Here is a 21913-nt window from a genome sequence, read left to right as displayed (position 1 = left end):
AGGATTCTTACCATGACCGAGCAAAAATACATTGTTGCCCTAGACCAAGGCACTACAAGCTCTCGCGCTGTAATCCTCGATCACGATGCAAACATCGTAAGCTCTTCTCAACGAGAATTTACTCAAATTTATCCAAAGGCAGGCTGGGTTGAGCATGATCCAATGGAAATCTGGGCGACTCAAAGCTCTACATTGGTTGAAGCTCTAGCTAAAGCAGGTATTCGCAGCGACGAGCTAGCGGGTATTGGTATCACTAACCAACGTGAAACCACTATCGTTTGGAACAAAGAGACAGGCAAACCGGTATACAACGCTATCGTATGGCAATGTCGTCGTACTGCAGAAATTTGTGAAGAACTAAAAGAACGTGGCCTAGAAGACTACGTGCGTGACAATACAGGTTTAGTCCTTGACCCGTATTTCTCAGGTACAAAAGTAAAATGGATTCTAGACAACGTTGAAGGCGCTCGCGAAGACGCTGAAGCAGGTAAGCTACTGTTCGGTACGGTTGATACTTGGTTGGTTTGGAAGATGACTCAAGGCCGTGTACACGTTACAGATTACACTAACGCATCACGTACTATGTTGTTTAACATCAATGACCTATGTTGGGACAGCAAGCTACTAGACGAGATGGGTATTCCAGCATCTATGATGCCTGAAGTGAAACGCTCTTCTGAAGTTTACGGCCAAACGAACCTTGGTGGTAAAGGTGGTACTCGTATTCCAATCGCTGGTATTGCGGGTGACCAACAAGCAGCACTTTACGGTCAAATGTGTGTTGAAGCTGGCCAAGCGAAAAACACATACGGCACGGGCTGTTTCCTTCTAATGAACACAGGCCAAGAGAAAGTAACGTCTAAAAACGGCCTACTAACAACACTGGCATGTGGTCCTAAAGGTGAACCTGCATACGCACTAGAAGGTGCGGTATTCATGGGTGGCGCATCTATCCAATGGCTACGTGATGAGATGAAGCTACTGGCTGGCGCAGAAGATTCTGAGTACTTCGCAACTAAAGTAGATACGTCAAACGGTGTTTACGTTGTTCCTGCATTTACTGGTCTAGGCGCACCATACTGGGATGCTTACGCTCGTGGTACGATTGTTGGCCTAACTCGTGGCGTTAATTCTAACCACATCATCCGTGCAACACTGGAAGGCATTGCTTACCAAACTCGTGACGTACTAGATGCGATGCAAGCGGACTCTGGCATCAAGCTAGCAAACCTACGTGTTGATGGCGGCGCAGTAGCGAACAACTTCCTAATGCAATTCCAATCAGACGTACTAGATACAGAAGTTCACCGTCCTGAAGTGACTGAAGTTACGGCTCTAGGTGCAGCGTATCTTGCTGGTCTAGCGGTTGGTTTCTGGGACAGCATCGATGAGCTTCAAGACAAAGCAGTACTAGACCGTACGTTCTTGCCACACCACGATGAAGAGAAACGTAACCGCCGTTACAAAGGTTGGAAGCGTGCTATCAAGTGTGCACAAGTTTGGTCTGAACTGCACGGTGACGACGAAGAGTAAAAACGAGCGTTCGAATAATCACTCTCTTATCGATTGAATTGTTCGTTCCTCAGTAAACGAAACTAAAAAGAGCACTATTTTGTGCTCTTTTTTGCGTTTGAGGCCTTTTTTTCATGTTTTGATCAACGTTTTTGCGGTTTAGACATAATTCCTTACCATCATTACTTCTCTCTGAGTATCAATTCGAGCACAATAGCGCGAGGTAATATTTAGAATTAGGTGCGCTAAAGTATTGCAGCGCGCAGGGAGTGGTAAGTTAAGTGAAGCAGATACCAAGACACCAGCAGATTGTAGACCTGGTAAAAACACAAGGATATGTGAGCACCGAAGAGCTCGTAGAGAAGTTCGATGTTAGCCCACAAACCATCAGACGAGATCTTAATGAACTGGCTGATAGCAACAAAATCCGTCGCTATCATGGTGGTGCAACCATTCCTCTCAGCTCAGAAAACACCTCTTACAACACGCGTAAAGCGCTTAACTTCAATGAAAAAGATGTGATTGCCGACGAGCTGGTAAAACACATTCCAGATGGCGCAACCTTGTTCGTTGATATCGGCACTACGCCAGAATCGGTGGCGCGCGCGCTGAACAAAAATCACAAACAACTCAGAGTCGTGACTAACAACATCAACGTTGCCAGTATCCTTCTACCAAACCCAGAGATAAAAGTTATCTTGGCAGGTGGTGAGGTAAGAAACCGTGATGGCGGTATCGTGGGTGAAGCAACACTCGATTTCGTGAAGCAGTTCCGCCTCGACTTCGGTATTCTAGGGATCAGCGGTATCGACTTTGACGGCTCACTACTCGATTTTGACTACCATGAAGTTCGAGTGAAACAGGCCATCATAGAAAACAGCCGCAGCATCTTCCTGGCAGTCGACCACAGTAAATTTGGTCGTAACGCAATGGTTAAGCTGGGTAACATCTCTCAGGCACACATGGTCTTTACTAATAAACAACCACCAGAAGAGATCATGAACATCCTTAAAGATTCAGACATTCCGTTAGAAGTTATCGAGACCGCAGCTCAACCACTAGCGTCGGACGAATAAAAAAACGCTCAGAAATCATGTTCATTAAAAGAGCCCATTATTGATAGATCACTTTATCGATAATGGGCTTTTTTGTTACTTAGAAAATCGCACTTGAACATGAACAGTATCACTTCTATGCTCGAATAAGAGTTATTTTGAACCTTCGCTGTCATAAGCGAAGGTTTTTTTATGCGCAAATCACATAAAACGCGCATAAACGAAAATAATAAATGACCGCAAACGAAAGTTAATATAGGATTCAATTATGTTCTAAAATGCTCGTTCGCTCAGAAAGAGGTCAAAACCATGAGTGCTCAACAAACTAATTCAAACAATAGTACATCTTCAACTCTAGACTTAATCGTTATTGGCGGCGGCATCAATGGTGCGGGTATCGCGGCAGATGCTGCTGGTCGTGGTCTAAACGTTGGTTTATATGAAGCAAATGATTTCGCCTCTGCGACGTCTTCTGCAAGTTCAAAGCTAATCCACGGTGGCTTACGTTACCTTGAACATTACGAGTTTCGTTTAGTTTCGGAAGCACTTGCAGAGCGCGAAGTGTTGCTGAGAAAAGCACCTCATGTTGCACAACCAATGCGTTTCCGTTTACCACACCGACCATTTTTACGCCCGGCTTGGATGATCCGCTGTGGCCTATTCCTTTACGATAACTTAGGTAAACGTACGACGCTTTCTGGAAGTAAAACGGTGAACTTGGCTCAATCAGGTTTACTGAAACCAGAAATGAAAACAGGTTTCGAATACTCAGACTGCTGGGTAGATGATGCGCGTATGGTATTACTGAACGTATTGGCGGCGAAAGAAAACAACGCAGAAGTACGCAACTACTGCCGAGTTGAAAAAGCACACCGTGAAGGCGACATTTGGCATGTAACGATTCTTGATGTGATGACAAACCAACGTTTTGAGCGCAAAGCAAAAGCATTGGTTAACGCAGCTGGTCCTTGGGTGAAACAGTTCTTTGATGATGGTTTAGAGCAAGCCTCACCACGTAATATTCGCCTAATCAAAGGCTCACACATTGTGGTGCCGCGTGTTCATGACGAACCGCAAGCGTACATTCTACAAAACAAAGATAACCGCATCGTGTTTATGATCCCTTACCTAGATAAGTTCTCGATCATCGGCACAACCGACCTTGAATACAAAGGCGACCCTCGCGAAGTGGCTATCGACGATGTAGAAGTTGATTACTTGATTGATATCGTTAACCAGCATTTTGTTAAGCAACTAGAGCGTGACGATGTAGTGTGGACATACAGTGGCGTACGACCACTTTGCGATGACGAATCTGACTCGCCACAAGCGATCACTCGTGACTACACACTAGAGCTGGATGCAGAAATGGATCAAGCACCACTGCTATCTATCTTTGGTGGCAAGTTGACGACTTATCGTAAACTCGGTGAAGCGGCACTGAACAAGCTAGAACCTTACCTGAAACACATGGGCGCACCTTGGACAGCTAACGACACGCTACCGGGTGGTAACTTCAGCTGCAGCCGCGAACAGCTCGCCGCAATGATGCACACTAAATACCCTTGGGCATCAGAAGCACTGCTGCTTCGTTACGTGACCCAATTTGGTACTTACACATGGGATCTACTTGAAGGCGCTATGTGTGAAGCGGACCTTGGTATCCAGTTCTCAAGCGAAGCACACGGTGTTTACCAAGCTGAGATTGATTACTTGATCAACCAAGAGATGGCAATGACAGACGAAGACATCTTATGGCGCAGAACCAAGCTAGGCCTGTACATGAGCGAATCAGAGCAGCAAACGGTGACTGATTACTTGAAAGAGAAACTACAAAGTAAAGTCGTGAGCTTTTCTCAAGTCGGCTAATTCCACCAGCCTAGACATGCTTCAGAACATAATTAACAACGAAGCTTAGCGTCCCCCCGCGCTAAGCTTTTTTATTGTCTGCTATTCCGATCTAAGGACTCAATCAGATAAACCTCTCGATTGATCGTCTCCTTCGCGCTGACAGAGACTTTGTTCTCGCCTCTATTTTCAATAAAAACTAAATAGTGTTTTATTAATCCGCTTGATTATCAACTTCACAAAAGGTTGCTATTCTTTATCTCAACGAAACAACACATTTAAAAACGCTCGCGATGTCAGCGCTTTAATAAGGAATCTATTCCATGCAAAAAGTTATCCTGATCACTGGCTCTACCGATGGTATCGGCTTCGAAACTGCAAAAGTACTCGTTCAACAAGGTCACCACGTTTTATTGCATGGACGTAACCCAAGCAAACTTAAAGACGTTGAGCAGCAACTTATCGCCCTCTCTACACAAGCGAAAATCCAAAGCTACGTAGCTGATTTGTCCATTCTGGCAGATGTAGATGCGCTGGCTGACGAAGTGATTGCCGAGCACGAGAAGATTGATGTATTGATCAACAACGCGGGTGTGTTCAATACTCCCAACCCAATCACCAAAGACGGTTTAGATGTTCGTTTTGCCGTAAACACAGTATCACCGTATCACCTCACCAAGCGCCTGTTGCCAGTATTAGATTCGTCGAGCCGAGTAGTGAACTTATCGTCGGCTGCGCAAGCGGCAGTGAATATCGAAGCACTAGCAGGGAGAAAGCCACTTTCTGATGGCGATGCTTACGCGCAAAGTAAACTGGCGATCACCATGTGGACACGTGAGATGGCAAAAGAACTAGGTTCTAATGGGCCAATGGTAGTTGCTGTTAACCCAGCTTCGTTACTAGGCAGTAAGATGGTGAAAGACGCCTACGGCATTGCCGGCGGCGACCTAAGCATTGGTTCTGATATTCTTGTCCGCGCATCATTGTCTGACGAGTTCGCACAAGCGGGCGGTCAGTACTTTGATAACGACAACAACACTTTTGCTAACCCGCACCCAGATGCAATTTACGGTGATAAGTCACAGCAAGTTGTCGCTAAAATTGATGAGATCATCGCAGCAACGCTTTCTTAATGACAGCTACGCTCAATTGATTGTCTGATTCCTAGAAAAAAGCCCTGCGTGACTATGTTATACGTTAGTCACGCAGGGCTTTTTCGTTAAATCGGCCTGACTCTACTCTTGTTCCCAATACGGCGGGTTGCCATAGTATTCAGAGAAGTAGTCTATAAAGGCTCTCACTTTTGGCGCAAGCAACCTTGTGCTTGGGTACACCGCCCAAATCGCCGCTTCAGAAGTGAGTGGGTAATCTTCCAACACTTGAATCAGCTGACCGCTTTTCAGCTGTTCGTACGCACACCAATTCGACGTCACCGTAATACCAATACCACCTAACGCCGCATCACGCAGTGCTTCGCCGTTATCCGCTCTAAAAGATCCTGAAGCCTTAATCGTTTTAGGTCCGTTTTCAGTATGAAAGGTCCAGTTTTCTAGGCCAATCAAGCTAATGCATTGATGGTCATTAAGGTCCTGAGGCGTGGCTGGCTTGCCGTATTTGATTAGATAATCTGGCGATGCGCACATAACACGTTTATCTGTCGCGAGCTTTCGAGCAATGAGTGTCGAATCTTTCAGTTCAGAGATGCGAATCGCGATATCGAAGCCGCCTTCTACAAGATCAACCATAGAATCTGACAGTCTGAAATCGACTTTTAACCCTGGGTAACGTTCAAGAAAGCCAGGCAACGCAGGAACAAGGTGCAAACGCCCAAAAGAAGCAGATGCCGTAACGCGCAATGTTCCCGTTGGAGAGTCACAGCCCACACCAACCGCCGACTTGGCAGCATCCACACTCGATAACACCTCTTCAGCGTGAGGTAAGAATGCTTCCCCCTCTTCTGTTAAAGACACTTTACGAGTGGTGCGGTGTACTAAACGGACGCCCAAATTGTCTTCGAGTTTACTGATGTGCGAACTAGCGACCGCAGGCGACAAACCCAGCTCTTGGCCAGCCATGCTGATGTTATGTGTGGAAGCTAAACGAACAAACAATTTGAGGTGTTCAATATTCATGTGATTACCAATAAAATCTTAAAAATCGTGTACCAGTCATCCTCATTATGCGTTATTCACATAACAATACAACGTATTAGCTCAGTTGAATGATGAAGATGTTATTGAGCCAAAAAGAAAAAACTCCCGAAGGAGTTTTTAGTATCTAAATCTGCAATTCGCCATTTCACTAATCAGCAAAATTACTAGCTCACTAGCCAGTTAAACGAGCGTGCAGTGCGTCTTTCAGTACCGAACGATCATGTTTTAGTTGGTGCATCGAGCCGTCATCAATGGGTGAATCTTTCAGCTCAAGCTTACGAATCTCTTTATCAAGGTTGTCGTACGTCTTCATGTCTGCTGCAAAGCCATCGTCAGTTTTAACAAGCTCAGCAATTTTATCTTTCATTTCCGGAAATTCGTGAACAAGAGAATGATTTTCACCTAGCATAGAAACCTCTTAAGTTGAGTAAAGTGATTGGTATTACATATATTCATTATTCACCTTAGCAAGGGACTCAAATAACAAATGAGATCCAGTACACAGCATAGAATATAGACAATTCATATTCACAAATTTACAACACGAACTTTGAATCGCTTATCGCTGAACATATTGCAGAACGTACACGTGTTGATGCTGCAACCTAATGTGGTTTGAATAAGAATGCTCTTCGCCTCTGTCCATGGACGATATACTTTTCCCTCGTAATTCGTATTGGTTTCTCCGGTCTATAAGCACGAGAGCGTGCTTGAATAAAACAGAGTTTATCAACACCAATATTCATTGATAATCCGCAATATAGTCGAATCAGTTTTTAGATTTTGTATAAAATAAAAGCCTTGTGAGAACACAAGGCTTTTTAGGGGGTAACTCTTTATTGGAGCTTTTATAGATGTCGCTATCGGAGCAGCTGAAAAGATGTTTTCACTAAAGGGATTAGCTGCTGCAGCCCTGAGTATGAACTCGATTCATGTCGTCACCAACTTGTGCTTCTTGAGAGCCCGTCGATTGGCATCCTGCCACGAATAATAGCGTTAAAGATAAGATAAGCCATTTCATAATAAATCCTCTTTTTTCATGACTAAAGCATAGTGCTTAAAAGCGCGGATACCTCAGCCATTAACTAAAGCCTTACCTGCCGATAAAGCCTTGGTTAATGAACAAAGCATCGCTTCATTAATTAACGACCTGCTTTTGTACAAAAAACTTTCACTCTTATGAGTAAAAATTGCACAAGAGCGAAAATAGGACAATTATGTAACTAAGATTAAGAGCTAGATGCTAGTCACTCGTCGCCAAGCATACCGCCGCCTCAGCATGGATAGCCGTGGTATCAAACAGAGGAACATCGGTGTGTTGCTGCTGAATCAGGAGAGCGATTTCAGTACACCCTAGAATAACGGCTTCTGCCCCTTGCTGGCTTAGCTTCTCAATGATTTGGCGGTAGACAGCTCGAGACTCTTCTTTTACTTCACCTCGGCACAGCTCTTGGTAAATGATGTTATGGACTTGTTCTCGGTCACTCTCACCTGGAATCACAACATCGATACCGAATTTTTCGGTTAAGCGCCCTTTATAGAAATCTTGTTCCATTGTAAAAGCTGTGCCGAGTAATCCGACTTTCTTCACGCCCTGCTCAAGCAGGTTCTGCGCGGTGGTATCAGCGATATGTAAGATCGGGATCGTGATCTTCTCTTCGATCTCAGGCACAACCTTATGCATGGTATTGGTACAGATAAGGATGAAGTCCGCCCCGCCCTTCTCTACCGATATAGCCGCGTCCGATAAGATATCAGCCGTCTCAGCCCAACGACCTTGGTGCTGCAGCTTTTCTATCTCATCGAAGTTCACGCTATACATACAAACCTTTGCAGAATTAAGCCCGCCGAGTGTGGCTTTCACACCTTCGTTAATGGATTTGTAGTAGCTCACAGTAGACTCCCAACTCATGCCACCAAGCAAACCGATCGTTTTCATTTTCTATTCCTTTAATTTCTGACTATCCCGATTAAAGCGTCATACGTTGAAGATTTATAGTACGTTCTTGCTGAAACTGAGACGAAGGCTTCGCTATTTAGCAAAAAGGTTCGAATTAACAATTCGAGCCTTTGTTGTGTTGCCTGAGAGTCTATGGAGTATTAGTAAACCTCACACCAATCGGATTTCATGTCGATCAACGTCCAGTCCTCTCTGGAATTCGCTTCATCTAGCGCTTTATCCAACTTACCAACATGGGATTCACGATCGTACTTCCACTCTCGTTCTGCATCAGTATGGTGAACAATCATCGCCATTGAATTTGGTTGACTGGTTGCCCACTGCATCATCGCTTGGTCACCGTCTGAGTTGCCGACCGCTAGAATAGGTTTCTTACCGATAATATGCTGAATGTTGGTGACTTTTCCGGCTTTATCATCAATGGTCAAAATTGACGAGCCTTTAGTAACGGTTGGATTGCCATCGTTGTAACTGTAGTTGTATTTAAGTGCGCTACCGATGATCTGCTCTGGCGGGATATTATAAGCCTCAGGAGCCCACACTCTCATGAAATCAACACCGCCACCCGACACGATGTAAGTTTTGAAATCATGCTCTTGCAGGTACCTAAGCATCTCTTTCATTGGTTGGTAAGTCAGATCGGTATAGGCTTTGTTGAAGCGCTCATCTTTCGCTGCAGCCAACCATTGCTTAACGTCTTGCTGGTATTGTTCAACTGTCATACCAGAGTGCGTCGCCATGATAATTTTCAATAAACCTTCTTCGCCACTCCCTAGAACACTCTTGATGTCATCTTCAAGTACGAACTTAAACGGTGGTTCCGTTTTCCATTCCGGGTGTTGAGATTCCATCTCTTTGACACGATCTAGCGCAAAGGCCAATTGGAAGTAATAAGGTTTTTCTGACCAAAGCGTACCGTCGTTATCGAAAACAGCAATACGATCTTGGATTTCCACGAACGTATCAGACTCAGCTTTGGTGGCTTGACCAACAAAGTCGACGATAGCTGATTTACTCTCGCTGTCTTTCCATGAAGGCAGCAAATTGAGATCACAATCTTTAGCAAAAGATGAGAAAGAAAGGCTAGATAAAATCGCAACGGACAAAAGGGTTATTTTCTTCATAGCACTACCATGTTGTTGAATTAATTACAGGGTTTAATGTAATTCATCCTAGTTGGTCTAGTCTGATTTTCCACTTATGAACACTATAATCGCTGTTTATGTTGCTATTCATATAAAGGTTGTAACGAGACAACATCAAGGACTAGTTCAAAAACAAACTTGTTGTTGAGGTAGAGGTTTACCCCAACCTCAAATGTCGTTATGGTGATTTGTAATACATCATAAAAACAAGGACAGTCTGAGAGCTATGAATAGTACGATTGAGACCATTTTGGGGCATCGCTCCATTCGCCAATATACGGAACAACCAATAGAACAACAGCACCTCGACTTAATTGTTCAGGCAGGCCTTGCCGCGTCGTCATCGAGCTTATTGCAGGCTGTTTCTATCGTTAGAGTCACAGACAAAGAGAAACGTAAACTGCTAGCGGAATACGCAGGCAACCAAGCTTATGTGGAGAGTGCAGCCGAGTTTTTGGTGTTCTGTATCGACTATCAACGCCACGCTCAGATTAACCCAGAAGTAAAAACCGACTTTACTGAGCTAACCCTGATTGGCGCTGTTGATTCTGGCATCATGGCACAAAACTGTATGCTGGCTGCGGAGTCGTTGGGATTAGGTGGCGTGTACATTGGTGGCTTGCGCAATAGCGCTCAACAGGTTGATGAGCTATTAGAACTTCCACAGCACACAGCCGTGCTATTTGGTATGTGTTTAGGTCATCCTGCACAGCAACCAGAGATTAAACCCCGCCTTCCTGCTCATGTGGTGATGCACGAAAACCAATACCAATCATTGAACCTAGATGAAATCGCAAGCTATGACGATTCAATGCAGAGCTACTACGCCAACCGCTCAAGTAACCAGAAGCAAAGCAGCTGGTCACAGCAGATCACACAGAAACTCTCTGGTGAATCTCGCCCACATATTCTGCCGTACTTGAACAGTAAGCAACTGACTAAGCGATAGGTCGAGAGCAGATCTAAAGACAGAAAAAGGTTCCGATGAACGAGCTCCGTTTTCGTCATCACAAACAAAAATGTCAGCGTATTATGCGCTGACATTTTTCTTTTCTAGGATGCTGATTCTCTTAGAGATATTTCTCTATTGGGAGAAGCTGTAGAAAGCCTGACTGCATTCGTTCCCACTTGCCTGTTTCTGGCTCGCTGTCCCAACTTTGGTCACCTGAGTACCAATACACATCACCATCTTCAAGTTCCAAGCGCCAGCTATTGTCTTCGCTCATCGCCTGTTCAATGGTTTTAGCTAGCGTTTCAGCAATCGCTTTGTTCTCGATGATTAGCACCGATTCCGTGTTTAGGTAGGTCGAACGCAGGTTGAAGTTAAAGGAGCCAATACTCGCGATACTGCGGTCAAATACGACAGATTTAGCATGCAAACCATAAGCCGTTTCAGGCGCACATTTAGACACGTCTTGGGTAGACGCTTCACACAGCTTGGAATCTGGTTTTAGCTCAAACAGGTCGATGCCATGCTCTAACATATCGTAACGTCTGCCCGCGTAAGCAGAGTGGTTAGTAACCAAGTCATTTGACGCCATTGAGTTAGTCAGTGCCTTTATCTCAACGCCTCCGTTATTCAACGTTTGCCACTCATCTAATTGGCCATCATCGAATACCAAGTAAGCCGACTCAAGCAAGATCTCTTGTTTCGACTCGCTTGCTAGTTGTCCTAACAGAACTGCCGTTACTTTGGGTTCATCAGTATTGTCTGAATCGACAGGCACAGGACGATCGTAAGCGAAACGAGCATTCACCCAAGTCATCTCATTAAGCGCCTCTTTCAGCAGGCTATCTGCCGATTCGCGATTTAATGGTAACTCTGGGTAATTTTTGTATTGGGGAACGGTGATATCGTCAACTTTTGAAAGATCCGGTTGTTCGTCGTCACCCAGCATATCGATAGGGTAAGACCAGCGGCTGTCCCAATATTCAATAAAGCTGGTTTGGATCGTGGTAACGACCGAGCCCATGACCAATACATCACGATCTCGGAAGTTTATCTCGTCAGAAAGGTCGAAGTATTCATCACCAATGTTACGCCCACCAACCACAGACAAGGTGCCATCTACGGTAAACGACTTGTTATGCATACGGCGGTTTAGACGAGAGAAATCTCCAAGGAAACTCAACCATTTACTAAAACCACGGCGTGTTGGTGTTGGGTTGAAGATTCGGATCTCGACGTTTTGGTGTGCATCCAGTGCCGATAATAGGCCTTCACGCTCGTTAAGGTTAATGTCGTCAAGCATGACTCGCACCTTAACGCCACGATCAGCTGCGGCTAACAAACGGCTGGCTAGGTACCTGCCCGATTCGTCAGAGTTCCAGATGTAATATTGAATATCGATAGTGTGTTCTGCACTTTCAACCAACGCCAAACGCTGTGCCAATGCATCCCAACCAGACTCTTGTAAACGAACCGCGGTAGTCGCCTGCTCTGATGCTTGTGGTTGATATTCATCCGCTAAAGCCGACAAAGAGCTTGGTCCATAAGAGGTGTACGGTTCTGCAGGGTGGTCGATGCCTTCTGGTAATGAAGAACAGCCGCCCAAAATAGCGGCCAAAACTAAGGTTAAACTGATGCGTTGGAGCACAGGCATGTGTCTGACTTCCTTTTCACGATGACGTCTTTAGAAACTGTCCCGACAGCTTTTCGACTCACAAGCTGTTCGGTCTATTCATTGATTATTACTGCTAAAGCCTGAAATTTATAGGTAATTTTCGAGAATAAGTATAACATCCGCGCTCCAGCGTAAGGTGTGTATAAACAACTCTTCACCCAAGTAGTTGAACACTAATTATTGAGGAAATTTTCTTTTCAACTTTTCCCGCCTAGGCTTACTTATCTCAATTACAGTTTTAAACGAGGTTGAATGAAATCGATAAACGCCGAGATGCGCTTGGATACCGATGACGACTTGTAGAACACCGCATTCACTAGTTCTCTGTCTGTATGATTCAATTTCACATTTTCTAAAACAGGAACCAGTCGACCTTCTGCAACATCTTGCTGCACCATAAAGCCCGACAAACATGCTATGCCATTTCCTGCCAATACTAGCTGCCTGATGGTTTCACCGCTGCTGGCTTTGACGTTTGGCTCAATATAGTGGTGATTGGGCAACGGCCATTGATTAAGCACCTTATTATCCGAAAAACCGACCGTAAGGTGACTGCTGAGATCATCTGCCTTCTGTGGAATACCACGCTTCGCCAAATACTCTGGTGAAGCGACCATATACAACAAACTCTTACCCAATGGTCGAGCATGGAGTGTTGAATCGGCTAACTTACCAATTCGAATCGCGACATCGGTGCGCTTTTCTAACAGATCAACAAAGCCTTCGTTAGAGGTTAACTCAAGCTCAATATCTGGAAAAGCTTCATTAAATGATTGCACCAAAGGCACCAACTGATGAAATACAAAAGGGCTGGCTGCATCGACTCTTAATCGTCCTTTTGGCAGTTCACCGCGCGATACAATCTCCTCTTCAGCGCTCTGAATCATCTGCAAACCGAGACGAACAGAATCGACAAACTGACGTCCCTCTTCGGTTAGCTCGACACGCCTTGTGGTTCGGTTAAATATCGATACGCCCAATTGAGATTCAACCTTACTGACAGAGCGAGATACCTTCGCCACCTGAACATCCAACGTCTCTGCTGCCGCTGAAAAACCACCAGCATCAACCACGGTCAACACCATTTCCAAATCATCTGATCGCGTTAGCATAAGGATCCTTATCTACTCTCATTGTGGCTGAAGTTACTAGAGTGCTTAGTCGATTGAACGTTGTATCTGTTAAACATCTAACGGATTAAGTAGCTCAAAACCTACCATTGACTCCCTCTAACATTATTGCAGATAACACAAAAGTTATTTGTTAATAGCGGCATTTTTCACAAATATTTTTTGCTCGATAATCCTCCCCATCAAACGAAGCGCTCTTATTGCAGCCATAAACTGCCCCACTTTATCGCGCTCGATACTTAACACAGAATAGTAAGAGAGATGATTATGCCCTTAGCATTACTCGCATTGACGCTCAGCGCCTTTGCCATCGGAACCACAGAATTTGTCATTGTAGGTTTAATCCCTACCATGGCGACCGACCTGAATGTATCACTGCCATCAGCAGGACTCTTAGTGAGTTTGTACGCGTTGGGCGTAGCGATTGGCGCGCCAGTACTCACCGCATTAACAGGAAAATGGAACCGTAAATTGGTGCTGTTAACCGTGATGTCTCTGTTTGTTGTCGGTAACTTATTGGCATGGCAGGCTCCAGGCTATAACACGCTGATCGCGGCACGTATCCTTACCGGCCTTGCACATGGTGTGTTCTTCTCGATTGGGTCGACCATCGCAACAGGGTTGGTCTCTAAAGACAAAGCGGCGAGTGCCATCGCAATCATGTTTACCGGTTTAACCGTCGCATTAGTAACGGGTGTGCCGCTGGGTACTTACATCGGCCAAACATTTGGCTGGCAAGCAACCTTCTTGATCGTTGCATTGCTTGGTCTTATCGCTTTGATTGGCAGCGCTATCTTGGTTCCTAACAACCTTAAACAGCCACCAGCCGCTAAAATTTCAGCACAATTAAAGGTACTGACTCAGCCTCGCTTATTACTGGTTTACGCTATCACAGCGCTTGGTTACGGCGGCACATTCACAGCCTTCACCTTCCTTGCTCCAATACTTGAAAACGTGTCGGGGTTTGATTCAAGCTCTATCAGCCTAATCATGTTGGTTTACGGAGTTTCCGTCGCGGTAGGTAACATCTGGGGCGGTAAGATGGCCGACAAAATGGGGCCAATTAAAGCACTGACGGTCATCTTCTCTGGTCTAGCCGCTATATTGGTGGTGTTCAACTTTACCGCAGTTAACCCATACGCATCAGTCGCTACCATTTTAGTTTGGGGTGCATTCGCATTCGGTAACGTACCGGGGCTACAGGTGTACGTCGTTAAACTGGCAGAGAAATACACACCAGACGCAGTAGATGTGGCATCTGGGCTCAATATTGCCGCTTTCAACGTCGGTATCGCTTTAGGTTCTTGGGGCGGTGGTTTGATTGTTGCGGAGTCTGGACTAATGAACACCCCTTGGGTCGGCGCTGTGATTGTTTTAATTGCTCTTGGATTGACTCGATTCAGTGGTGTATTGGATAAGAAGCAAGCTCAACAAGCTGTTCCATCTAGCTTCTAGCTTCTAGCTTCTAGCTTCTAGCTTCTAGCAAGAATAGAAAAAACAAAGCCCGAATCTAAGTTCGGGCTTTATCATTTAAATCTGATAATTATTCGTTATCAATCGCTTTCAAAACTTTACACGGGTTACCAACCGCAACCACATTATCTGGGATGTCTTTGGTCACCACACTACCAGCACCGATCACACTGTTCTTGCCAATGTTCACGCCTGGGCAAATGATCACACCTGCACCAATCCAAGCATTATCACCAATGGTAATTGGGGTGCCGAACTCGACACCTTCATCAACACGGCTCTTCACATCAAGCGGGTGTCCTGCTGTTAGCACCTGAACATTAGGGGCGAATAGCACATTGTCGCCAATCGTTACCTCTGCGACATCTAACACGACACAGTTGAAATTGGCGTAGAAATTCTTACCCAGCTTGATGTTTGAACCGTAGTCGCAACGAAATGGTGGCTCTAAATAAGCGCCTTCAGAATCAGGGATCAAGGTGTCAATCGCTGAACGCCACTCGTCACTGTCTGGGATACTATTGTTGAGCTTTTGTAGAACCTTACGACACTCGATTCGTGCTGCGTACAGCTCTTCATCCCACGCTAAATAAGGCTCTCCAGCCAACATCTTCTGTTTTTCAGTTTTCATCATCTTTATCTACTTACCAAACTCTTTTTCAATGACTATCTCTAATTTAAAAGGATTTGCATCACGATCTTTCTACCCATCCTTCCATTGCACTAGGTGAACTTAGCGGCTGGACACCGAGTCTCGAACGACAAGACTGCCCGTGGTATTGATGGCATCTGCTTGCGCTGAGTTACCGACGATTTTCAGAATCGCCTTTTGCGTCATCTGCTCTAATGGAACGCTCACAGAGGTTAAGCTTGGCGTTAAAAACTCGCCGACTTTACTGTTATCAAAGCCGACAATAGAGATGTCTTGGGGCAATGAATAACCCAGCTCAGTTAACGCCTTAATAGCCCCAATTGCCATATCATCGTTTTCAGACAAGATAGCCGTGAAGCTCGCTTGGCTCTTTACTAAAGCTTGCGCGGCACGGTAACCACTCTCCATCGTCCAATCACCTTGAAACACGTTAGATTCGTTTAGCTTAATATCGTGCTTGGTGAGCACATCTTGATAGGCTTGATAACGCTGCTCATCGGTCGACGAACCAGCTTTACCACGAATCACCGCAATCTCTGTATGTCCCTGCTCGATGATGTGTTCAACCATCAAACAAGCACTTTGATAATGATCGGTGGTGATCGCATGCTCAGGCTTCGAAGGCATTTCTCGGTTAAGCACAAGAATCGGAGTATCAGTGCTGTCGATGATCTGAGCTATCTCGCTTTCCGTTAAACATTGCGGATAAATGATGATACCCGCGCATTTCATGTCGAGTAGGAAATTGATCGCCTTCCTTTCGTCTTCAGCACTGTGTTTACCATCGGTGATCACCAGTTGGTGATTCGATTTTTCGCTATAAGAAGCCGCGTGATACATCAAGGAAGAGAAGTAAGGGCCGTTGAACAGCTCATTAGTGATAACGAAGCCGATGAAGTTGGTCTTCTTGGTCGCCAGTTGCTGAGCTAACAAGTTTGGTCGATAGCCCGTTTCTTGAATCGCATCAAAGACCTTTTTCACCACATCTGGGCGCACGATATTCTTGCCATTTAAGACACGAGAAACCGTCGACTTTGATACGCCTGCGCGGTTCGCGACATCAAGCATTGTGACCATTCGCTTCTTTTCCTCATATAAAAAATTAGCCGACATAAGCGGACTAATTTAATGTTCATTCATATTGCGTGTAACTTCATATTACGTATAACGACGCAGCAAGAGGCATTCTAAATAGTGGCACCGTTAGATGCAATCACGCCTTTATACCAGTCGAACGACTTCTTGCGTTTACGCTCCAAAGAGCCTGACTGGTCGTTGTGCTTGTCTACATAAATGAATCCGTAGCGCTTTTTCATTTCACCAGTAGTGAATGACACCAAATCGATACAGCCCCAAGGGGTATAGCCCATTAGATCAACGCCATCGATCGCAACGGCTTTTTTCATCTCTTTGATGTGATCGCCAAGGTAAGCAATACGATAGTCATCATTAATGCTGCCATCTTCTTCGATGGTATCAACCGCGCCAAAACCATTCTCAACGATGAACAATGGCACTTCGTAGCGCTCATAAAGAGACGCTAAACAGAAACGCAAGCCTGTTGGATCAATCGGCCAGCCCCAGTCGCTCGACTTGATAAACGGGTTATCAACCGAGTTTTCATGACCACCGTCCATTGCTTCATCTGTCGATTGGTAAGAAGACGAGTCTAATGTGTTTGACATGTAGTAGCTAAAGCCAAGGTAATCCGCTTTACCTTCTTTCAAGATCTGCTCATCTTCAGGCTGCATTTCAATGTTGAAGCCTTTGATTGCCCAATCACGTTTTGCGTAGCTTGGATAATGACCACGCACCATCACATCCGAGAAGAAGTAGCGATCACGCATCGCTTGCTGTGCGACCATGATGTCTTCGGGTTTTGAAGATCGAGGGTAAAAAGGCACCATCGCACACATTGCGCCTATCTGAAGATCTGGGTTGATCTCATGACCTTTCTTAACCACCAACGCACTCGCGACAAACTGGTGGTGAACCGCTTGATACATCGCTTCTTGTGGCTTTTCGCATTGTGGGAACTTCACACCAGAGCATAACCAACCAAAGATGTCTGCCGAGGTGTTCATCTGATTATTGATCTCGTTAAACGTCATCCAGTACTTCACCTTGTGCTGGTAGCGCTCCATCACTGTAGTCGAGTACTTAACAAAGAAGTCGATGACTTTACGGTTCATCCAGCCGCCGTATTCTTTGGCTAGATGATAAGGCATTTCAAAATGGCTCAGCGTCACCACTGGCTGGATATCGTATTTCAACAACTCATCAAACAAGTCATCGTAGAACGCTAAACCCGCTTCACACGGCTCGGCATCATCGCCATTAGGGAAAATACGTGTCCAAGCGATACTGGTTCTAAAACACTTAAAACCCATCTCAGCGAATAACTTGATGTCCTCTTTGTAACGATGATAGAAATCAACCGCCACTTGGTTTGGGTAGTTTTCGCCATCAATCACCCCATCGGTGATTCGACGTTGAACACCATGAGCGCCAGCTGTTAATACATCAACAACACTCACACCCTTGCCATTCGCATCCCAGCCGCCTTCTAGCTGATGCGCTGCTACTGCACCACCCCATAAAAAATCGTTCGGAAATTCGTTGTTCATACCATTACTCGCTACAAGTTATTCGTGAAAAGATCAGGATTAGAGAAGCAATCGCAACTCTGAAACCCATTTCAATAAAAGTAAAGATACAGACTGAAACCGGTTTCAACAATAGTTAAACGAAATTTTTTGATCGAAATATAGACTAATCAAAAGTCAGCGTTGCAATCAATGCTGCTCAAAATACTGGTCGTGTTGTGATTTAGCTGATTGGTCTTGAGTGCCAGGATAAAACTGTACGAGCGTTTGGTCGGCTAGAGTGAGGTGAATCCAACCTTCTTTGACTCTCAGCCAATTAGTGCCGCTTGTCTCATAGACGATAGGAAAGCTGCCCCAACCTGATTCTGATACTTGCAGTTCTTGGAAACGATTAATCGAAGTGAGTTTGTTGCTGTTGAAGTCAGCATTGGAATAAACCAGCAGAGGCTCGATAGCATCGGTTGGCTTAAACGTATAACAGCTAATAGACTCTGAAGTGCGATCAAACCATTGGTAAGGCTGCGCGCCAGTTAAATCATAAACGGTGCAATCATTAAATTTAATCGCCCACTCTTGGTGAGCTTTAAATCCGAGGTAGCCTATTGGCTGTAATGGTTCAAGCTTAGAGTCTATCTCTGGCTCATAAACCGGTTCTGAGGTAACACATCCCATAAGCCCAAGACTAAAAAGAAAAGTCACAGCACGCTTCATCATAGTAATACCTCAGTTCCGTTCTTAGATGAGTCTCTACATTAAACGGTAAGTTCCAAGCGATTACCATCAGGATCGAGTACACAACTCTCATAATAACCATCACTTGTTCTACTTGGGCCATCTAAACGCTCGTAACCCTCTTCAACTAAACGGCGAGTGAGTTCATCGACCGCCTGCTCTGAACCCAATGAAATCGCCATATGAATGAAGCCGGTGAATTGATCATAGATGTCATCTTTCGATTCAGGAACAGAATTCATCAAAGATGTTCCTATTTATGAAGAATTGGTGTTAGCAAAATAACAATAAGTAGCTGCACAGTATTAACATCTAAGTTTGTGTAATACATAGCTTTGATCCATAGTCGGGCTTTACACAATCCGAGATTTACACTGTGAGCTTTTTAAAACTGATAATACTTGCTGCTATATGGGGAGGCTCGTTTCTTTTCATGAGAATTGCAGCCAATCCGCTTGGGCCCGCAGTATTGATTGAGGCGCGAGTTCTGTTCGCGGCGATCACTCTGCTCTTGGTTTCTTTCTATTTGAAAAAGAAGCTCTCTTTTAATGAGCACGCGAAGCACTTCTTCATTCTTGGGTTATTTAACACCACACTTCCTTTCTTGCTTTTCGCTTATGCGGCTCAAACGCTCAATGCGTCGACCCTTGCTATTCTTAACTCTACAGCACCCATTTGGGCGGCAATCATTGGTGCGATATGGACTAAAACCGCGCTTGAAAGCAAGGTGTTGCTCGGGCTAGCTATTGGCGTCACGGGTGTAGGCGTTTTGGTCGGTTGGGATGCAATTAACATCGGTCAGGAAGCGATTGTTCCAATTTTCGCTGCGGTAATGGCTGCGTTTAGCTACGGTATCGCTTCTAACTACACCAAGACAGCTCCAAAAGTAGAAGCCTTCGATAATGCTCACGGCAGCATGTGGGCTGCGGTGTTACTGGTGTTACCATTTGTATTTTTTATCCCGATGAGAGAAACACCTGACCTCACGATCACCACGTCGGTTATCTTGTTAGGTGCGGTCTGTACTGGATTAGCGTATCTGCTTTACTTTAATCTCGTCTCTGAGCTCGGCGCACCTTCTGCCTTGTCCGTCACTTTCATCATTCCGGTGTTTGGCATTCTCTGGGGTAACTTGTTCTTAGGTGAAGCTGTTGGCATCAATACGGTTGCGGGTTCAGTTCTGGTTATCACCGGCACCATGTTAGTCACGGGCTTATCGCCAGCTAAGATGATCAAAAACGCGCGAGAAAAGCACCGGCAAAAGGCGAGATAAGCTCGAATCCATTCCGCTTCTTATACCAATAAAAGTGGAACAATCAGATACAGAAACGGCCTCATTTTCGAGGCCGTTTTTATAAGTGTTATCTTGGAATTTAGCTAATTGCAGACTTATTCATGTACTGCTGAATCTTGTTTCGCAACCACTAGTGAGCCGTGTTCACATCGGTTCGTTTATGCCAAATCATATATTGCTGCATTGGTCGGAGTGATCCCGAGCCCTTCGCGAATAAAGAAATCGTAGATGAAAACGTATTAGCGGGTAACGCGATGTCGCGACGTACTGCTTATCAATATTTATTAGCCTGCGCTGAGTGCACACTGCTTATTGGCAGCAGCGGCACGAGGAATAATGTGAGTTTTAATATAAGCATTAAGCTTAAACCATGCAAAAGCGCCCGCTAAAACATTGGCGATGGTCGCAGCGATAACCGCATTGACCATATCTCCGGTTAGCGCCCCTAACCATATCGCCGGAATGTAGAACACAAACAGGCGAGAGAAAGACACACTCAACGCTTTGCGAGGCACACCCAATGCGTTAAACACCGAAGCCACCAACATGCAAAGCCCCAGAGGCCCATAGCTGAATGGTATGAACAGCAAGGTCACTTCAAACCAACTTCGAATGCTCTGCTCTTCTGAAATCACAGGAATAATCCAGCCACTAAAAATAGCCAACAGTGCCGCCACTGCGGTGTGGAAAATCAATAGGAATTTCGCGGTCGTATTCAACAATTCAGGGATTTTACATCGCTGTTGCGCCCCCAAGTAACGGCCTATCATTGGGGGAATCGACATGGTCAGAGCAAGTGAGAACACCAACATAAAGCTCTCAACACGTGCTAACAGGCTCCAAAAAGCCATCTCGCTTGTGCCGATTCGAGCTATCAAAAGTACAGAAACGAATGCGCTTACCGCAGGCAGAATCTGATTAGCCGTGGTAGGAATGACCGTCTTAATTAACTCAAAGCAATAGCCTCTGATCTGGTCGTTGCACGCACCATTAAAGCCAAACCACCCTTTACCTCGTGATTTAACCAACATGTAAATCGCACCGAATGCGTAGCCAATGCATGACGCAATCGCTGCGCCTGCAATACCCATATCCACGCCAAAGATCAGAATAGGGTCGAGAATCAGGTTAATAATGCTGGCAGCCAAAAACATGCTGCCTGTCGTTTTGGTATCACCGTTTGCTCGATACACACAGGTTGCCAAATAAAGCGCTGCTACCGTCAGTGCACTGAACAACCACAGTGGCCAATACACATTAAAAATCGACAACATAGATTGGTATTGCGCCTCAGACACATCATTGACGAACGATGCAAAAACAGAGTCGCCAAAAACCACTAACCCGAGGCAAATCAAGGCGATGATTGTGACGCCGAAGCCAACCGACAGTGTGGCGATTGAGGTCGATTTACGCTGCTCTTTTGCCCCCACCGCCTGAGAAATGATAGACGTCGCCGCCACACCAATGCCGACTTGAACACCCGTAAATGCCGCCTGAAATGGCAAGGTAATACCGTGAACCGCCAGTTCATTCACCCCAAGTTGACCGATAAAAATCGAGTCGACCAGTTGTACCATCATGATCGCAAACACACCCAACGTCAGGGGCAGCGTTTTATCAATAATGGTTCTCAAAGTCGCGGATCGCATCAACATAGGTCGGTTCACTCTCATCTGTTGTGTGGGGCATTAATGGCCTAGTTGAGCAGTATACGAAGCCAGAGTGA

Annotated in this window: 19 protein-coding genes and 2 pseudogenes; 7 read left to right on the top strand and 14 right to left on the bottom strand. The window is 45.3% G+C overall.

The annotated features are described in order from the left end of the window. Positions 1 to 12: 12 nt before the first annotated feature. The 4 genes from glpK to L1D22_RS14610 all read left to right on the top strand — a co-directional run bounded on the left by glpK (position 13) and on the right by L1D22_RS14610 (position 5548). Positions 13 to 1533, top strand: coding sequence for a glycerol kinase GlpK (gene glpK / locus L1D22_RS14625; protein ID WP_239830322.1), 1521 nt, complete (start codon positions 13 to 15; stop codon positions 1531 to 1533). Positions 1534 to 1793: 260 nt separating this feature from the next. Next, on the top strand, positions 1794 to 2588 hold the full coding sequence (locus tag L1D22_RS14620; RefSeq protein WP_239830321.1) for a DeoR/GlpR family transcriptional regulator: 795 nt from the start codon (positions 1794 to 1796) through the stop codon (positions 2586 to 2588). 288 nt (positions 2589 to 2876) lie between these two features. Beyond that, on the top strand, positions 2877 to 4436 hold the full coding sequence (gene glpD / locus L1D22_RS14615) for a glycerol-3-phosphate dehydrogenase (RefSeq protein ID WP_239830320.1): 1560 nt from the start codon (positions 2877 to 2879) through the stop codon (positions 4434 to 4436). Positions 4437 to 4738: 302 nt separating this feature from the next. Next, entirely contained in the window at positions 4739 to 5548 is an 810-nt protein-coding gene (locus L1D22_RS14610; protein ID WP_239830319.1) for an SDR family NAD(P)-dependent oxidoreductase, read from the top strand. A gap of 102 nt (positions 5549 to 5650) precedes the next feature. Here L1D22_RS14610 and L1D22_RS14605 read toward each other — a convergent pair whose 3' ends face one another. The 6 genes and pseudogenes from L1D22_RS14605 to L1D22_RS14585 form a co-directional block, all read right to left on the bottom strand. Next, entirely contained in the window at positions 5651 to 6547 is an 897-nt protein-coding gene (locus L1D22_RS14605; RefSeq protein WP_239830318.1) for a LysR family transcriptional regulator, read from the bottom strand. 193 nt (positions 6548 to 6740) lie between these two features. Beyond that, positions 6741 to 6977, bottom strand: a complete 237-nt coding sequence (locus L1D22_RS14600) for a YdcH family protein (protein ID WP_017067743.1) — start codon at positions 6975 to 6977, stop codon at positions 6741 to 6743. 128 nt (positions 6978 to 7105) lie between these two features. Continuing rightward, positions 7106 to 7195 (bottom strand): annotated as a pseudogene (locus L1D22_RS14595) (radical SAM protein); the annotation flags it as partial. Between the two features lie 271 nt (positions 7196 to 7466). Beyond that, positions 7467 to 7589 carry a hypothetical protein gene (locus tag L1D22_RS22320; RefSeq protein WP_275665067.1) on the bottom strand — a complete coding sequence of 41 codons (123 nt, stop codon included), beginning with the start codon at positions 7587 to 7589 and terminating at the stop codon, positions 7467 to 7469. A 222-nt stretch (positions 7590 to 7811) separates the two neighbouring features. Then, positions 7812 to 8507 carry an aspartate/glutamate racemase family protein gene (locus tag L1D22_RS14590; protein ID WP_239830317.1) on the bottom strand — a complete coding sequence of 232 codons (696 nt, stop codon included), beginning with the start codon at positions 8505 to 8507 and terminating at the stop codon, positions 7812 to 7814. 161 nt (positions 8508 to 8668) lie between these two features. Next, on the bottom strand, positions 8669 to 9652 hold the full coding sequence (locus L1D22_RS14585; RefSeq protein WP_239830316.1) for an HAD family hydrolase: 984 nt from the start codon (positions 9650 to 9652) through the stop codon (positions 8669 to 8671). A gap of 247 nt (positions 9653 to 9899) precedes the next feature. On the opposite strand from L1D22_RS14585, the gene nfsA reads away from it, so the two are divergent. Further along, on the top strand, positions 9900 to 10622 hold the full coding sequence (gene nfsA, locus L1D22_RS14580; RefSeq protein ID WP_239830315.1) for an oxygen-insensitive NADPH nitroreductase: 723 nt from the start codon (positions 9900 to 9902) through the stop codon (positions 10620 to 10622). Positions 10623 to 10743: 121 nt separating this feature from the next. Here the strand turns inward: nfsA and L1D22_RS14575 are convergent, their stop codons facing one another. Together L1D22_RS14575 and L1D22_RS14570 are read right to left on the bottom strand one after the other, a co-directional pair. Then, positions 10744 to 12276, bottom strand: coding sequence for a phospholipase D family protein (locus L1D22_RS14575; RefSeq protein WP_239830314.1), 1533 nt, complete (start codon positions 12274 to 12276; stop codon positions 10744 to 10746). A 251-nt stretch (positions 12277 to 12527) separates the two neighbouring features. Beyond that, positions 12528 to 13409, bottom strand: a complete 882-nt coding sequence (locus L1D22_RS14570; RefSeq protein ID WP_239830313.1) for a LysR family transcriptional regulator — start codon at positions 13407 to 13409, stop codon at positions 12528 to 12530. 285 nt (positions 13410 to 13694) lie between these two features. On the opposite strand from L1D22_RS14570, the gene L1D22_RS14565 reads away from it, so the two are divergent. Further along, complete coding sequence (locus tag L1D22_RS14565) at positions 13695 to 14882, top strand: MFS transporter (RefSeq protein ID WP_239830312.1); 1188 nt, start codon at positions 13695 to 13697, stop codon at positions 14880 to 14882. An 88-nt stretch (positions 14883 to 14970) separates the two neighbouring features. Here the strand turns inward: L1D22_RS14565 and L1D22_RS14560 are convergent, their stop codons facing one another. The 5 genes and pseudogenes from L1D22_RS14560 to L1D22_RS14540 form a co-directional block, all read right to left on the bottom strand. Further along, entirely contained in the window at positions 14971 to 15531 is a 561-nt protein-coding gene (locus L1D22_RS14560; RefSeq protein WP_239830405.1) for a sugar O-acetyltransferase, read from the bottom strand. 102 nt (positions 15532 to 15633) lie between these two features. Next, positions 15634 to 16629 carry a LacI family DNA-binding transcriptional regulator gene (locus L1D22_RS14555; RefSeq protein WP_239830311.1) on the bottom strand — a complete coding sequence of 332 codons (996 nt, stop codon included), beginning with the start codon at positions 16627 to 16629 and terminating at the stop codon, positions 15634 to 15636. A gap of 110 nt (positions 16630 to 16739) precedes the next feature. After that, a complete protein-coding gene (locus tag L1D22_RS14550; protein WP_239830310.1) occupies positions 16740 to 18179 on the bottom strand; it encodes a 6-phospho-beta-glucosidase in 1440 nt (479 codons plus the stop codon). Positions 18180 to 18347: 168 nt separating this feature from the next. Beyond that, positions 18348 to 18872: a hypothetical protein gene (locus tag L1D22_RS14545; protein WP_239830309.1), complete on the bottom strand. Its 525-nt coding sequence runs from the start codon at positions 18870 to 18872 to the stop codon at positions 18348 to 18350. A 38-nt stretch (positions 18873 to 18910) separates the two neighbouring features. Next, positions 18911 to 19132: pseudogene (locus L1D22_RS14540) on the bottom strand (VOC family protein); the annotation flags it as partial. A 191-nt stretch (positions 19133 to 19323) separates the two neighbouring features. Between L1D22_RS14540 and L1D22_RS14535 the strand changes: the two are divergent. Further along, a complete protein-coding gene (locus L1D22_RS14535) occupies positions 19324 to 20163 on the top strand; it encodes a DMT family transporter (RefSeq protein WP_239830308.1) in 840 nt (279 codons plus the stop codon). 305 nt (positions 20164 to 20468) lie between these two features. Here L1D22_RS14535 and L1D22_RS14530 read toward each other — a convergent pair whose 3' ends face one another. Next, positions 20469 to 21842 carry an MATE family efflux transporter gene (locus L1D22_RS14530; protein WP_239830307.1) on the bottom strand — a complete coding sequence of 458 codons (1374 nt, stop codon included), beginning with the start codon at positions 21840 to 21842 and terminating at the stop codon, positions 20469 to 20471. Positions 21843 to 21913: the final 71 nt, after the last annotated feature.

The organism is Vibrio sp. Isolate34 (genome assembly GCF_022397915.1).
Lineage (GTDB): Bacteria > Pseudomonadota > Gammaproteobacteria > Enterobacterales > Vibrionaceae > Vibrio.
Note: the sequence above shows the minus strand (reverse complement) of the source record. Positions and strands in the feature narration are given on the sequence as shown.